Source organism: Kitasatospora sp. NPDC092948 (assembly GCF_044754805.1).
Taxonomy (GTDB): domain Bacteria; phylum Actinomycetota; class Actinomycetes; order Streptomycetales; family Streptomycetaceae; genus Kitasatospora.
The window spans coordinates 54,561-69,112 of the sequence record NZ_JBIVPU010000019.1 but is presented as its reverse complement, the minus strand read 5'-3'; the positions used below and the strand labels follow the sequence as shown (position 1 = coordinate 69,112).

General features: G+C 71.3%; 10 protein-coding genes and 1 riboswitch. Of the genes, 4 read left to right on the top strand and 6 right to left on the bottom strand.

Annotation, left to right across the window (positions count from 1 at the left end; genetic code table 11):
• The first annotated feature begins 161 nt into the window (after positions 1–161).
• Entirely contained in the window at positions 162–1,415 is a 1,254-nt protein-coding gene (locus ACIQF6_RS33375) for an MFS transporter (protein ID WP_400901870.1), read from the top strand.
• A gap of 110 nt (positions 1,416–1,525) precedes the next feature.
• On the top strand, positions 1,526–2,995 hold the full coding sequence (locus ACIQF6_RS33370) for an MFS transporter (RefSeq protein WP_400901868.1): 1,470 nt from the start codon (positions 1,526–1,528) through the stop codon (positions 2,993–2,995).
• A gap of 69 nt (positions 2,996–3,064) precedes the next feature.
• Here the strand turns inward: ACIQF6_RS33370 and ACIQF6_RS33365 are convergent, their stop codons facing one another.
• Both ACIQF6_RS33365 and ACIQF6_RS33360 read right to left on the bottom strand, forming a co-directional pair.
• Entirely contained in the window at positions 3,065–3,757 is a 693-nt protein-coding gene (locus ACIQF6_RS33365; RefSeq protein ID WP_400901866.1) for a tyrosine-protein phosphatase, read from the bottom strand.
• 181 nt (positions 3,758–3,938) lie between these two features.
• Positions 3,939–5,387 (bottom strand): glycine hydroxymethyltransferase, encoded by a 1,449-nt coding sequence (locus ACIQF6_RS33360; RefSeq protein WP_400901864.1) that lies wholly within the window; start codon positions 5,385–5,387, stop codon positions 3,939–3,941.
• 30 nt (positions 5,388–5,417) lie between these two features.
• Positions 5,418–5,525: riboswitch (ZMP/ZTP riboswitch) on the bottom strand.
• Positions 5,526–5,878: 353 nt separating this feature from the next.
• On the opposite strand from ACIQF6_RS33360, the gene ACIQF6_RS33355 reads away from it, so the two are divergent.
• The gene (locus tag ACIQF6_RS33355) at positions 5,879–6,370 is read left to right on the top strand and encodes a hypothetical protein (RefSeq protein WP_400901862.1); all 492 of its coding nucleotides are present in this window, start codon (positions 5,879–5,881) and stop codon (positions 6,368–6,370) included.
• Between the two features lie 170 nt (positions 6,371–6,540).
• Here ACIQF6_RS33355 and ACIQF6_RS33350 read toward each other — a convergent pair whose 3' ends face one another.
• Positions 6,541–7,827: a chitinase gene (locus ACIQF6_RS33350; RefSeq protein WP_400901860.1), complete on the bottom strand. Its 1,287-nt coding sequence runs from the start codon at positions 7,825–7,827 to the stop codon at positions 6,541–6,543.
• Positions 7,828–8,110: 283 nt separating this feature from the next.
• Positions 8,111–8,953, bottom strand: a complete 843-nt coding sequence (locus ACIQF6_RS33345; protein ID WP_400901858.1) for a TetR/AcrR family transcriptional regulator C-terminal domain-containing protein — start codon at positions 8,951–8,953, stop codon at positions 8,111–8,113.
• 292 nt (positions 8,954–9,245) lie between these two features.
• On the opposite strand from ACIQF6_RS33345, the gene ACIQF6_RS33340 reads away from it, so the two are divergent.
• Complete coding sequence (locus ACIQF6_RS33340; RefSeq protein WP_400901855.1) at positions 9,246–10,772, top strand: MFS transporter; 1,527 nt, start codon at positions 9,246–9,248, stop codon at positions 10,770–10,772.
• A 79-nt stretch (positions 10,773–10,851) separates the two neighbouring features.
• Here ACIQF6_RS33340 and ACIQF6_RS33335 read toward each other — a convergent pair whose 3' ends face one another.
• Both ACIQF6_RS33335 and ACIQF6_RS33330 read right to left on the bottom strand, forming a co-directional pair.
• Complete coding sequence (locus ACIQF6_RS33335) at positions 10,852–12,480, bottom strand: cellulose binding domain-containing protein (protein WP_400901854.1); 1,629 nt, start codon at positions 12,478–12,480, stop codon at positions 10,852–10,854.
• A 581-nt stretch (positions 12,481–13,061) separates the two neighbouring features.
• On the bottom strand, positions 13,062–13,994 hold the full coding sequence (locus tag ACIQF6_RS33330; protein WP_400901852.1) for a lytic polysaccharide monooxygenase: 933 nt from the start codon (positions 13,992–13,994) through the stop codon (positions 13,062–13,064).
• Positions 13,995–14,552: the final 558 nt, after the last annotated feature.

The following is a 14,552-nucleotide window of genomic DNA, read 5'->3' as shown; positions in this document are numbered from 1 at the left end:
CTCTCCATTTGGCAGCTGAATTTGCATCAACTGCCTTAGGGGAACCGGAAGTTGCTTCAAGTCGGGACATTACTGGCGTTGCGGATAAATCGCGCGACAGCTCGTTCGGAGGCTTCCTACCATCGCGGTGATCGCTGTTCCGACCTGCTGTGGAGGTGCCCGTGGCTGTGCCGATTCCCGAAGTGCTCAGGGTGGAGCGTCAGTTCGCCCGTCTGTTCGTCGGCCAGTCGCTGTCCGTGCTGGGCGACAGGGTGTCGTTCGTGGCGTTGCCGTTCGCGGTCCTGTCGATCGGCGGGTCGACCGCCGATGTCGGCCTGGTGACCGCGGCGGGCCTGCTGCCGGTGCTGGTGTTCATGCTGGTCGGCGGAGTGTGGGCAGATCGGATACCCCGGCAGCGGATCATGCTGGTCTCCGATCTGGTGCGGTGCGCGGTCCAGACGGCCATTGCGGTGCTGCTGCTCACCGGGACGGCCCGGGTCGGGGTGCTGGCGCTGCTGATGGTGGTGTTCGGGGTGGCGGACGCCTTCTTCCTGCCCGCCTCCACGGGGCTGTTGCCGCTACTGGTGTCCGGCGAGCGGTTGGGCGAAGCGAATGCGTTGCGCGGGTTCGTCCACTCGGCGGGGTTGGTGATCGGCCCGGTGCTGGCCGGTGGGCTGGTCGCCCTCGCCGGGCCGGGCGGTGCCCTGCTGGTGGACGCCGTGAGTTTCGCGGCCAGCGCCGCCGTGCTGGCGAGGCTCGGTGCGGTGGGCGGGCGGGCCGTCGGGGAGCGGGCCGAACGGCTCGGCTTCCTGGCCGAACTTCGGGTCGGCTGGCAGCAGGTGCGTGAACGGTCCTGGGTGTGGTCGGGCATGCTCGCCATGGCGGTCTACCACGTGGTGGTGCTGCCCTCGGTGTTCGTGCTGGGTCCGGTGCTGGCGGCCCGCGAGTGGGGCGGGGCGGGCGCCTGGGCGGTGGTGGTCACCGCCTTCGGCCTCGGCTCGATCGTCGGCGACGTCTGCGCCTACCGCCTGAAACCGGCCCGCCCGATGGCGGTGGCGGCTGTTGCGATGGCGGTCGCCTCCTGCCAGGCGCTGATCATCGGCTCCGGCGCCCCGGTCGCGGTGATCGCTCTGCTGGAGGCCTGCACGGGAGTCGGCGTCTCCCTGTGCTTCGTGTTGTGGGAGACGTCACTCCAGGTGCACATACCCGAGCAGGTGCTGTCCCGGGTCAGCTCCTACGACCAGCTGATCGCAGTGGCGCTGATGCCGCTCGGCCTGGTGCTCGCAGGCCCGCTCGCGGACGGGATCGGCGTGCACCGGACGCTGTTCGGCATGACCGCGCTGGCGGTACCTGCTGCCCTTGTTCTGCTCGCCCTGCCGGCGGTTCGGAAGCTTCCTGCGCGGCCGTCCGGCGACATCGCCTCCATTAATCCATAAATGATTGGAATATGATCGCCATGTGCCACCGCACGATCGACGCCCGCGGAGCACCGGCCCACGCACCACATGTCACGCACCACGTATCACGCACCACCCGGGAGACACCCATGTCCGTTCAGCCCCAGCGGCCACTGCCGCCCCCGGCAGCCGTGCCGAGCCCTGCTCCGCGCACCGCCCCGGCCGGCGGGTCGACTGCGGGCCGGCCGATCCGGCTGGGGCTGCGCGCCAACCTCGCGCAGTTCGGCCTGCTGGTGGCGGTCAACGCGCTGGTCGGTGGGATGCTCGGCCAGGAGCGGACGGTCCTGCCGCTGCTCGCCGACCAGGTGTTCCACCTGTCCGCCTACACGGGGGCGCTGACGTACATCCTGGCGTTCGGCGCGACCAAGGCGGTCACCAACTTCTTCGCCGGGACGCTCTCCGACCGGTACGGACGCCGACCGGTGCTGATCGCGGGCTGGCTGGTGGCACTGCCGATACCGGCGATGCTGGCCTGGGGCCCGACCTGGGGGTGGATCGTCGCGGCAAACGTGCTGCTCGGCGTCAACCAGGGCCTCACCTGGTCCACCACCGTGATCATGAAGATCGACCTGGTCGGCCCGGCCCGGCGCGGCCTCGCGATGGGCCTCAACGAGGCGGCCGGCTACCTCGCGGTGGCCGTCACCGCGACCGCCACCGGCGCGATCGCCGCCCACTGGGGCCTGCGCCCGCAGCCGTTCCTGCTCGGCGCGGCCTACGTCGCGCTCGGCCTGGGCCTGACAGTCGCCGCCGTCCGGGAGACCCGCGAGCACGCCCGGGCCGAGGCTGCCGCCCACCGGGCCCCGGCCGATGCGCAGTTGGAGGGCAGCGCCGACGCCACGCACACGGACACGACGGTCGCCACGGCGGAGTGCGCGGTTGCCGCCACCCCGGCGGGCACGGACGGCACCGCGTCCGAGGGCGCCGCCGCCGGCGCGCCGGCGGCCGGGGGCGACGATCCGGCCGGGCTCAGTACGGCCCGAATAGCCCGCACCACCAGCCTTGGCGACCGGGCGCTGTCCAGCGCCAGCTGGGCGGGCATGGTCAACAACCTCAACGACGCGCTCGCCTGGGGCATCTTCCCGTTGCTCTACGCCGCGCACGGCCTGGAGCTCGGTCGGATCGGCATCCTGGCCGCGCTCTACCCGGCGGTCTGGGGTGCGGGGCAGATGCTCACCGGTTGGTGGTCCGACCGGATCGGCCGCAAGCACCTGATCACGGCGGGCATGCTGCTGCAGGCCGCTGCGCTCGGCCTGGTCGCGATCGGGACCACTTTCCCGGTGTGGGCCGCCGCCCAGGCCCTGCTGGGTGCGGGCACCGCCCTGGTCTACCCGACGCTGCTGGCCGTCATCGGCGATGTCGCCCACCCCGCCTGGCGGGCCCGCGCCGTCGGCGTCTACCGGCTCTGGCGGGACGGTGGCTTCGCGGTCGGTGCCCTGATGGCGGGCATCCTCGCGGACGCGTACGGCGTGACCACCGCGATCTGGGCGGTCGCCGCTCTGACAGCAGTGGCCGGGATCACCGTGGCGGTGCGGATGTACGAGACACACCCGCGCCACTGAGCGGCCGCGGACAACCGCCGTCGACACCGGCGCGATGCTGCAAGCGGGAGAGACCCGAGCAGGGAGGAGCTACTTCGTGAGGCCGAACTCGCTTCGCAGGGCCGCGAGTTCGGACGGTCGAGCGCCGTGGGAGCGCAGGTGTTCGTCCAACGTGCCGTGGTGGGACCGGACGGAGAGCAGGGCGCGCCGGAGGTGGACGGCCGCGACCGGGCGGGTGGCGTGGCCGGGGACGTGAGGGTGGGGCGCGGTGAGTCCCAGCGCGGTGTTGGAGCGCAGGAAGTCGGCGAGGATTTCCGGCTCCCCGGCGCCCAGCAGCGACTGCAAAAGCGCCACCACCACCCCGGTGCGGTCCTTGCCGGACGCGCAGTGCACCAGGACGGCCCGGCGCTCGGCGGCCAGCAAGGCCCGGAGCGCGGCAACGGCCGGGCGTCCGGCGAGCTCGGCCATCAACGGGTACAGCTCGGCCTGCTCCTCGGGCCAGCGCTGCTCGGCGAAGACCGGAACGTGCAGATAGCGGATGCCGCTGTCGCCGAGCGCGTCGGGGCGGGCCGCGGTCTCCGGCGTGCTGCGGAGATCGACGACGGTCCGGACACCGAGGTCGAGCAGGGCGAGGGCTCCGTCGGCTGTCAGGCGGTCCAGCGCGCCGGAGCGGTACAGCACCCCGCGGGGAAGTGCCCCGAGCCCGCCCGCATCCCGGAGGTTGCGCACCTCGGGGACGGCGGGCCCGTCCGCTCCTGCATCCGTCGGTTCGTCCGTGATCATGGCGGTCATCCTAGGTTGCCCAGGTCGGCGGACCCTCTCGGCCAACCAAGGGGCAGGAGGTCGGTGCCCGTCGAGGGTTCAGCCCGGGAGGACAGTCGCGGACGGGCACCTGGCGTGCAGGCCCGGGCCCGCGGCTGGGGATGCCGCGAGTCCGGGCCAGGGCGCAGGGGAGAGCGGGAGGTCAGCCGAGGGTGATGCCGGGGTAGAGCGGGTGCCCCGCCAGCAGGTCGACGGCGCGCTTGGCGACCGCGTCGCGGACGGCGGCGTCGAGGACGTACTGAGCCTTGGAGGAGCCGGCGGCAGAGGTTGCCGACAGGACGGTGTGGATCAGGTCCGCCACCTCGTCCAGCTCGGCGGCGCCCAGGCCGCGGGTGGTGAGGGCGGGAGTGCCGAGTCGGACGCCGGAGGTGTACCAGGCACCGTTCGGGTCCTGCGGGACGGCGTTGCGGTTGGTGACGATGCCGGAGTCCAGCAGCGCCGCCTCCGCCTGACGGCCGGTCAGACCGTAGGAGGAGACGTCCGCCAGCACCAGGTGGTTGTCGGTGCCGCCGGTCACCAGCCGGGCGCCGCGCTTCAACAGGCCTTCGGCCAGTGCGTGCGCGTTGTCCACCACCTGGCGGGCATACACCTGGAACTCCGGACGCCGGGCCTCCGCGAACGCGACGGCCTTCGCGGCCATCACGTGCGACAGCGGGCCGCCGAGCACCAGCGGGCAGCCCCGGTCGACGTGCTCGGCCAGCTCCGAGGTGCACAGCACCATGCCGCCGCGCGGGCCGCGCAGCGACTTGTGCGTGGTGGTGGTGACGATCTGCGCGTGCGCGACCGGGTCGAAGTCCCCGGTCAGCACCTTGCCCGCGACCAGGCCCGCGAAGTGCGCCATGTCGACCATCAGGGTCGCGCCGACCTCGTCCGCGATCTCCCGCATCCGGCGGAAGTTCACCAGGCGCGGGTACGCCGAGTACCCGGCGACCAGGATCAGCGGCTTGAACTCGAGGGCGATCCGCCGGACTTCGTCGTAGTCGACCAGCCCGGTCACGGGGTCCGTGCCGTAGCTGCGCTGGTCGAACATCTTGCCGGAGATGTTCGGCCGGAAGCCATGCGTCAGGTGACCGCCCGCGTCCAACGACATGCCGAGCATCCGCTGGTTGCCCAGCTCGCGGCGGAGTTCCGCCCAGTCCTGCTCGCTCAGGTCATTGACATTGCGCACGCCCGCCCGCCCGAGAGCCGGGCTCTCCACCCGCTGCGAGAGCACCGCCCAGAACGCCACCAGGTTGGCGTCGATCCCGGAGTGCGGCTGCACGTACGCGTGCTCGGCGCCGAACAGCTCACGGGCGTGCTCGGCGGCCAGCGACTCCACCGTGTCGACGTTCCGGCAGCCCGCGTAGAAACGGCGGCCCGGGGTGCCCTCCGCGTACTTGTCGCTCAGCCAGTTGCCCATCGCCAGCAGCACGGCGGGCGAGGCGTAGTTCTCACTGGCGATCAGCTTCAACGAGGCGCGCTGGTCCTCGATCTCCGCCCCGATCGCCGCGGCGATCCGCGGCTCGACGGCGCGCACCACGTCCAGGGCGCTGCGGAAAGCGGTGTCGGCGGCAGGGCTGCCGAAGGTGTGCTGGGTCAAGGACTCGGCCAAGGCGGTCTCCTCGTTCGGAACAGCGACGATTCGGACGGCCCAGGCGCTCGGCTACAGCACGTCGGAACCCGCAGGTTCCGTGCGGAGCCGCTCCCCGATGGTGAAATCCATCCCAGCGCGCCAGTCACGGCTCACCGCGATGCTATCAACCGTCCGCACCAGGTCCGGCGCAACCCCGACCCGGGCGAACCATCCGACACCGGGTCGACCTGGGCGAACCTCCGACACAGGGCCGACCCGGAGCGCGTGGCGAGGGCCGGTGAGGGCGCCGACCTCGACGTGCTGGACCCGGCCCGTGCCGAACAGGAGCACATCGACGGGGTCGGCGGCGCTTGATTCAGTGTGTCCGAGCAGCGTCCGAGCCGTGCCAGAGCCATGCCAGAGCCGCGCCGCAGCAAATGCCTGATCGGTGCCGAAGTGCCGTGCGGGGAGCGGGGAATGAGGCCACCCCGATCGAACGGTCAGTCAGATGACCGGATAGCATACCGAGTATGGGACCTCTCGAACCGAATGTGCCCGAGCTGATCCTCGGCCTGATTGTCTTCTTCCTGCTGTTCGCGGTGCTCGGCAAGGTCTTGCTGCCGCGCATCGAACGGACTCTTGCCGAACGCCACGACAAGACCGACGGCGGTCAGGCCCGGGCGGAGGCCGCCCGGGCCGAAGCCGAACGGATCCGCGACGAGTTTCATGCCGAGCTGACCGCAGCCCGGCACGAGGCCGCCGCGATCCGGCAGGCCGCCGCCGAGGAGGGCGCGGCCCTGGTCGCCGCGCTCCGCGCCGAGGGTCTCCAGCAGCGTGAGCAGCTGGTGGCCGAGGGGCACGTGCAGCTGGCGGCCGACAAGGTGCTGGCCGAGGCCGAACTCCGCGAGGACGTCATCAAGGTGGCGACCGAGCTGGCCTCCCGGGTGGTCGGCGAATCGCTCGCCGACCTGCCCTCGACCCGCGCCATCGCGGAGGAGTACCGCAACCGCGCCACCGTCTGACGTCCTGTCGTACCGGCAGCCGCAGACACGGACGGGCCGTCCGCCCCCAGGAGTTCTGGGAGCGGGCGGCCCGTTCGGCGTTGTCGGACGGGTGACGAGCAGTGCGGCAAGCAGTGCAACAGGCCGTGCGAGCGGCTGCGTGGAACGGGTGCAGCGGGAGCCGGTCGGGCTCAGGTGCAGGGGCCGTCGTCGGCCCACACGCCCCACTGGCCGCTGCTGGACGGGTTCTCGTTCAGGGTCCACCACTTGGCGTGGTAGTTGTGGCCGTTGTAGCTGGCTTTGTCGCCGCCCACGTAGGTGGTGGTCGGCAGCCAGACCGGGCTGCACGTGGTGGTGCCGGTCGAGGAGCTGGAACTGCCGGAGGGCGAGGGCGAGGCCGGGCCGGTGGGCGGGGTCGCGCCGGCGAACCTCACGGTGAACTTGGTGAAGTCCCAGTCGTTCTGCGCCACGCTGGAGCACGACCCGGACAGGCCCGGGTCCACCGTGCCCGGGCACTGCCGGTCCCGGTTGACGGACCAGTAGGTGTAGCGGGCCAGGCCGTGCGCGGTCGCGAAGTCCAGCACCGTCTGGAAGTCCGCCTGCTTGAAGTACTCGGCGGCGTCGGTGCGGCCGTTCATCATCGACACGCCCTCGTGGGCGTACGCGGTGGCCTCGTTCCAGCCGAAGGTGCTCTGCAGGATCTGGTTGAACTTCGTCAGCGCGTCGGTCTGGGCCGCCGCTCCGCTGAAGCCGCCGTCGAACGGCATGATCGAGAAGTTGTTCGGCGTGAACCCTTGCGACTTGGCTTCCTGGAGCATCTGGGTGCCGAACCAGCCGGTGCCAGCGTTTGTGCCCGCGGTGGTGACGGAGATGTAGATGCCCGGGTTGTTCTGCTGGAGGATCCGGGCCGCGCCGATCTCGTTGTGGATCGCGGCGGTGTTCTCGTACTCCGGCTCCTCAAGGTCGAAGTCGATCGCCTTGAGGTTGTACTTGGTGACCACCTGCTGGTAGGCGGCGGCGGTCGCCTCCGGGGTGCCGCAGGTCTGGCCCAGTTTGGTGCCGCCGTAGCCGCCCACCGACACCGAGACGTCGCCGCCCTTGTTGCGGATGGTCTGGATGACGGCCGGCATGGTGGTGTCGGAGGTGATCGGGGAGGTGCCGCCCCAGGCCGGGGTGCAACTGCTGCCCTGGGCCAGGATGAACGCCAGTTGGAAGGCCTTCTGGCCGGTGGCGTCCATCACCGCGGCGGCGTCCGGCGGGCTGTTGTCCTCCGGCATCAGGTACGGCGCGGAGGCGTACCAGTTGGAGCCGATCCCATCGGTGGTGGCGGCGTTCGCCGGCCCGGACGCGGTGACGGCGGCCACGCCGCCCGCCAACAGACCGAACACGGACAGTGCCACCGCGAGGGCGCGGCGCGGCCGACGGCGGCGCGGCGGCGCGTCGACGGCAGGGGGGTGTGGGGGGAGTGCGCGTTCCATCGAGAACCTCTCCAGGAGGCGGCGAGGACGGCGGCCCGGGGCGCGAAGTGGGGGCGCGCGGCCGGGTCAACGGTCGGGTACCAAGCCGAGGTTGACGTGACTTGCCACTGGTATAGACCTGTGCCGGATCGTCGTCAACCCTTGCTGACACCCGCCGGTCTCCCGCTCGGTTTCCCGCTCGCTCGACTTCCCTCGCTCGGCTCCCTCATGATCGGCGTTCGCACGCTCGACGGCAGCCGGCCCGGTGCCCTCCCGCCAGATGCCCGGCGGCCCCGACGCCCCGTCAGCTGCTCGGGCCCTCGGCTCCGGCCGCCCCGCCCGCCGGGCCGTGAAAGGACTGCTCGCCGTCGGACACCGGGCCGGGACGTCCGGTGCGTCCGGTGCGGCCGACGTGGCCGGGGGCTGCCGCGGGAGCCGGCGCGTTCGCCGGCAGGAAGGATTCCAGGCCGCGCAGGAACACCTCGATCTTGAAGGCGTACCGCTGGTCGCCGTCGCCATCCACCATGTTGTCCGCCATGCGCTGAAGAGTCGGGAAATGCTCGGCCGGCAGGTCGTGCAGGTAGCCGCGCAACTGGTCGAAGTAGGCGCCGAGGTCGGTACCCCGGGCCAGCCGCTCGTGGTACACCCAGGCCTCGTACGCGTCGGTGTCGATCAGTTGGCCCAGGCCGTCCAGCGCCCAGGCCGCCACCTGCGGCGGCAGGCCGACCTGCAGCAGCAGATCGAGCAGGAACTCGGTGATCCGCAGCTGGCTCTCGCCGACGGGGATGCTGCCCAGCGACACCAGCGCCACGTCCCGATGGGCCGTCATCACCCGCTGCGCCTCGAAACAGATCTCGGTGATCTGTTCCTTCCAGCGTTCGGGCTCCGGCCGGAGCGGCATTCGGATCTCTGCCACGACCCGCTCCAGCATCAGGTCGAACAGCTCCTCCTTGTTGGAGACGTGCGCGTACAGCGAGGCCGGGCCGGTGCCGAGTTCCTGGGCGACCCGGCGCATCGTCACCCCGGCCAGGCCCTCGGCGTCCAGCACCCGGATCGCCGTGTCGACGATCAGCGAGCGGCTGAGCGGCTGGCGCGGGTCGGCCTTGCGTGGCTTGTGCCACGGGATCGCGGGCATCTGCGCGGGCATCGGGCACCTGCTTTCGCTGAACGTTGTCCCGTCGATCATCGTACTCGGGACGAACGCCGTTCGACCCGTGGGCGAAGGATCCGGATCAAGGCCGATCCGCCGGGTGCTCCGGGGCTGGTAAGCGCCCTCGGGAGTTCTCAGGGGCGGGTCCGGGGCGGACTCGGGGAGAAGTCAGGGTAAAACCGTTTGACGGGAACGCCGCTCGACTCGTAGAACAGTGTTCGTTGGAAGAAACACCGTTCACTGCGCGGCCCCCGTCCACCGCGCCCTGGCATTGAGCAGGAGTTTGCAAATGACCGACGCGGTCGGACTCTCACCTTCGGCGACACCGCCCTCCGCGGGCGAAGCCGAACCCTACCGTTGGCGCTGGGTCGCGCTGTTCGTCATCCTCGCCGCCGAGGTGATGGACCTGCTCGACTCGCTGGTGACGAACATCGCCGCGCCCGCGATCCGGCAGGACATCGGCGGCGGCGAGTCCACCATCCAGTGGCTCGGCGCGGCCTACACGCTGGCGATGGCGATCGGCCTGATCACCGGCGGTCGGCTCGGCGACATCTTCGGTCGTCGCCGGATGTTCATGCTCGGCGCGGCCGGGTTCACGCTCGGCTCGCTCGCCTGCGGCGTGGCACAGGAGCCCTGGCAGCTGATCGCCGCCCGGGTCGCGCAGGGCCTGCTCGGCGCGGTGATGCTCCCGCAGGGCCTCGGCATCATGAAGGAGATCTTCTCGCCGAAGGAGCAAGGCGCGGCCTTCGGCATGTTCGGCCCGGTGATGGGCCTGTCCACGGTCGGCGGCCCGATTCTGGCCGGCTGGCTGATCGACGCCGACTTCGCCGGCACCGGCTGGCGGATGATCTTCCTGATCAACATCCCGCTGGGCCTGTTCGCCCTCATAGGCGGCCGGGTCTTCCTCCCGGCGCAGGCGGAGGGCCGGACGGTCCGGCTCGACCTGGTCGGTGCGCTGCTCGCGGCGGTCGGCGCGGCCACCGTCATCTACCCGCTGGTGCAGGGCCGTGAGCACGACTGGCCGCTGTGGGCGTTCGCGCTGCTGGCGGTCGGCGTGGCGGTGTTCGGTGTGTTCGGGTGGTACGAGTCGCGGCGCAAGGCCGTGGGCGCCGACCCACTGGTCGAGCCGAGTCTGTTCGCCAAGCGCGGCTTCAGCGGTGGCATGGTGCTCGGCCTGATCTTCTTCACCGCCATGACGGGCTTCTGGCTGACGTTCAGCCTCTACACCCAGCTGGGCCTGCACTACACCCCGCTGAAGTCCGGCCTGGCCGGGGTGCCCGCCTCGGTCGGCATGGTGATCGCGTTCGTCGCCTCGCAGGCGCTGCAGCGCTTCGGCCGCAAGGTGATGCACGTGGGCCTGCTGGTGATGCTGGCCGGCGTGCTCGGCCTGATGTACACGCTGCACGGCGAGGGGGCCGGCGTCACTCCGTGGCAGACGGTGCCCGCGCTGGCGGTCACCGGTCTGGGCATGGGCCTGGTGATGGCTCCGTTCTTCGGCATGGTGCTGGCCTCGGTGGAGGCGCACGAGACCGGTTCGGCCTCGGGCACGCTGACGGCCGTTCAGCAGCTGGGCGCCGCGCTCGGCAGCGCCATCCTCGGCACGGTGTTCTTCGAGCGGCTGAAGACCGCCGACTTCGCCAGCGCCGAGCAGGTCACCCTCTGGTTCGAGGTCGGCATGCTGGTCGTGGTGTTCGCCGCGATATTCCTGCTCCCCAAGTTCGCCCGCCCCGAGGACGACGAGGGCGTACATGAGGGGAGCACCGACGCCGCGGCCGCACCCGGTTCCCACAAGGCGGAGGAGCACCAGCCGGTGTGACGTTACGTCAATGACCGGCCGACCGGCCGCCCTCGGGCACCAGGTGCCAGGGGGCCGGCCGGTCGGCCAACTCAGAGTCTCAGCCGTTGTAGGCGGCGAACATCTTCGAGAACTGGTAGGGGGTCTGCGGAATGTTGGTGCACTTGGGCAGCGAGCCGGTGCAGGCGTTGGCGTCCCGGGTCATCTCCCAGAATGCCAGCTCCCCGAGGTGGTTCTGCTGGGCGAAGGTGAGGAGCTGCTGGGCGTCGGAGATACCGAACACCTCGGAGGAGGTGTCGTTCTGGCCGAGCATCGGGGTGACACCGACCATGGCGTAGGCCTGGGCATCCGTCAGGTTGGTCCACACGGAGCGGATCTGCGCCTCGGTGGACTGGGCGGACTGGATCGCGTAGGCGCCCATCTTGCCGGCGGGGCTCGGGGCGGCCCAGTCGCCGAAGTCCATCGCCATGACGTTGACCAGGTCCACGGACAGGCCGGCGTTCTTGGCGGACTGCAGGATGTACACGCCGTCGGTGGTGAGGCCGCTGGGCAGCACCGGCAGGGTCAGGCTGACCTTCAGGTCGCGGCCCTTGGCGCGCTGTGCGGCCTGCACCTGGGCGAGGGCGGCGGAGCGGCGGTCGACGGAGGCATGGTCGGTGACAGCGGTGCCCTCGATGTCGAAGTCGACGCGGTCCAGCGCGTAGACGTCCACCACCTTCTGGTACTGGGCGGCGAGCGAGGCCACGGTGGTGCAGGACTGCGCGAGCTCAGTGCCGTTGGCGCCACCGAACGACGGGCGGACGTCGCCACCGGCGGCCCGGATGGCGTCCATGTCGGCCTTGTCCCAGCCGGTGGCGGGGTCGTACGCGCCGAACCAGCTGGCGGTGCAGGGCTGGGTGCCGTTGATGATGAACGCCAGCGAGAACTCCTTGAGTCCGCTGGCGGCGGAGAGCGCGGGCAGGCTGGGCGTCGGGTAGGCGCCGAGGTCCACGTAGGGTGCGGCGGTGCCGGGCGTGGTGCCGGTGCCGGCGGTGGCGGTCACGGCGGCGGAGGCGGCGGACTCGTTGCCGGCGGCATCGAACGCGCTGACGGTGAAGGTGTGGCTGCTGCCCTGGAGCAGGCCGCGGACGGTCGCGCTGGTGCCGGTGGCGGTGGCGACGACGGTGCTGCCCTCGCGCACGTGGTAGCCGGCCACGCCGACGTTGTCGGTGGAGGCGTTCCAGCCGAGGGTGATGCTGCCGGGTCCGGTTCCGGTGCTCTGCAGGTTGCCGGGGACGGTCGGCGGAGTGGTGTCGGCGGGTCCGCCGGCACACGGCTGGTTGTTGATGGTGCAGTTGGCCGGCGCGGTCTGGGTGGCGCCGGTGGTGACGCCGAAGCCGACGGCGGGGGCGCTGGTGCCGGGGGTGAGCGGGGAGGCCCAGGTCGGCGAGGTCACCGTGTAGTGGGTGCCGGTGGAGGTGCTGGTGGAGGTGAGGGTGCCGTTCCACAGGCTGGAGACGGTCTCGCCGGCCGGCAGGTCGAAGGAGAGCGACCAGTTGTTGACGGTCGAGTTGGTGTAGTTGGTGACGGTGTAGGTGGCCTGGAAGCCGTTCGACCAGCTCTGGGTCACGGCGTAGTCGGCGACCAGTCCGGAGACTCCGGCGGCGTTGGCCGTGCCGGCCGAGGTGGCGGCCAGCGGCGCGACGAGCAGGGCCGCGGTGGCGGCGAGAGACAGGGTGACGCGCCTCATGGGCGGGTTCTCCTCGACGGTGTGGGGGGGGTGGGGGTGGTGCGCTGGTGCTGGGGGCGCACTCAAGATGGTCCAGACCAATTGGGGCCGTCAAGGTGGAGCCCTGCGGTTTTGCAGAGAGTTGACGGTTCATCAAGCTGCCGGTGCGGCAGATCGCCCGGGGTCGATCGAGGCCGCGCGGAGCTGATCGAGGCTGATCGGGGCTGCGCAGCGCTGATCGAGGGCGCTCAGGGCCGGTCGGGGCTGCCGAGCCGGGAAGGCCGTGGGCGACGGGGCGCGGTGCGGGAATACGCGGGAGTGCGCGGGAATACGAGGGAATGCATGTCCGCGGAGGCGGCGGAGGCGGCGGAGGTCGTGGCGACGGGCGGCCGCGGCAAGGGGAGCGGCGGCCGGGGAACGCCGTGGTCAGGCAGGGCCGTGACGGCGGAAGGTCGCGGCAGGGGAGGTTGCGGCAGGGGAATGCCGTAGCAGGGAAGGCGCGGAGGTGGACGGCTGTGACGACGGAAGGCGCGGCCCCCGAACTGTGGGGGATGGGGCCGCGCCACCCGCCTGGCCCGTTCGGGTCAGGCGTTCATGGGCCGTCAGGCGGTGACGGCGGCGTTGCGCATCCGGCGGGCCATGAAGACGCCCGAGGCGGTGGCGGCCAGCAGGCCGGCGCCGGCCACGCCGAGGAGCAGGTTGTTGCTGTCGGAGGTGTGGACCGACGCGGCAGTGGTGGTCGTGGAGGTGCCGGCGGCGGCCTCCTGGGCGGTCAGCGCGTCACCGCCGTGGCCGTAGTGGGAGACGGAGGAGTGCGCGGCGCCCGCACTGATCTGCGCCTCGGTGGGCGCGGACGGGGTCTGGGCGGCGAACGCTCCGGCCGCGGTCTTGGTGCCCGAGCCGAAGTCGACGTCGGAACAGCCGAAGAACGCCTCCGGGCTGTCGGTGCGCTGCCACACCATGTAGACGATCTGGCGGCCGGTGCGCTGGGGCAGGTTGACGTTGACGTTGTAGTAGCCGTTGTCCGAGGTGCGCGGGCTGGCGAAGGTGGCGATCGGGTTCGCCAGGTCCAGGTTGGACCACTTCAGCGGCTGGGTCGGGTTGTAGCTGCTGTTGGTGATGTACAGCGACATGACGCCCTGGTGGGGCGCGGTGACGCGGAAGTTGAAGGTGTTCGCGCCGGCCGTCACCGAGGTGGCCGGCCAGTCGGTGCGGGCCCAGTCCAGGGCGCGGTACTTGTCGCGGTTCGCCGAGCAGAGGTGGCCGTCGGGGATGATCTGCTGGGCCTGCCCGTTGGCGTTGGCGATGTTGACCTCGTTCCAGTCGTACAGCGGCTGGGTGCCGCTGTCCGCGACGAGGTCCTTGCAGACCTGGGACTTGGGGGTTTCGGGGCCCTCCGCGTAGCAGGCGGCGACGCGGCTGGCGGGGCCGAACATGGCGCCGTGGGCTCCGGCGGTGCCGGCGGCGAAGGTGGTGGCGACCAGGGCGCCCGCGCCCACCGCGGACGCGGTGAGCAGACGACGGGACCAGGACATGGTTCTCCTCGGAAAAGTGCCGGGTCGATTGTGGGGGAAAAGAGGCGGACGCACGTCCGCCCGACGCCCAGGGAGCGACCCAGGGCGGCGCGGTGTGGACCCGGCACACCGCGATCGGACCGAAGGCTACGATTGGCCTATACCAATTGACAAGTGTCTGCCAGTTTCGGCCGGAGCGCCGGTGGCGGCATTCGGCCACCCACAACGCCCGTGCCGAGCCCCGGACCTGGCGCTACGTCAGAACCCGCCGACCGTCCGCTCGATGAAAAGCACCAGCGGAATCGGCCTCCGACCAGCCCCGTAACCTACCGCCGCCGTACCCGCCCGGCTACGTTCACCCGCCCGTGCGGCTACCTTCACCCTCCGCCGGGGGTACGTGACGGCTCCGGCGGATAAGGAGGTCATAAGCCGCCGATAACCGTGAGCCAAGCCGTCGACAGCGACCCCGACGCGCCGCCCACGCCGGGGCAGGTGGAAGGTCGTGTTCGGCCGGGCGATGAACTTCACCTTCGTCCGCCACGCCACCGCCACCGCCACTGTCACGGCCATCGCCGCTGC

What these genes read in the sequence shown, in the direction of transcription:
- ACIQF6_RS33370 (WP_400901868.1), top strand. Translation starts at nt 1,526, where the DNA reads ATGTCCGTTCAGCCCCAGCGGCCACTGCCGCCCCCGGCAGCCGTGCCG.
- ACIQF6_RS33365 (WP_400901866.1), bottom strand. Translation starts at nt 3,757, where the DNA reads ATGATCACGGACGAACCGACGGATGCAGGAGCGGACGGGCCCGCCGTC.
- ACIQF6_RS33355 (WP_400901862.1), top strand. Translation starts at nt 5,879, where the DNA reads ATGGGACCTCTCGAACCGAATGTGCCCGAGCTGATCCTCGGCCTGATT.
- ACIQF6_RS33350 (WP_400901860.1), bottom strand. Translation starts at nt 7,827, where the DNA reads ATGGAACGCGCACTCCCCCCACACCCCCCTGCCGTCGACGCGCCGCCG.
- ACIQF6_RS33345 (WP_400901858.1), bottom strand. Translation starts at nt 8,953, where the DNA reads ATGCCCGCGCAGATGCCCGCGATCCCGTGGCACAAGCCACGCAAGGCC.
- ACIQF6_RS33340 (WP_400901855.1), top strand. Translation starts at nt 9,246, where the DNA reads ATGACCGACGCGGTCGGACTCTCACCTTCGGCGACACCGCCCTCCGCG.
- ACIQF6_RS33335 (WP_400901854.1), bottom strand. Translation starts at nt 12,480, where the DNA reads ATGAGGCGCGTCACCCTGTCTCTCGCCGCCACCGCGGCCCTGCTCGTC.
- ACIQF6_RS33330 (WP_400901852.1), bottom strand. Translation starts at nt 13,994, where the DNA reads ATGTCCTGGTCCCGTCGTCTGCTCACCGCGTCCGCGGTGGGCGCGGGC.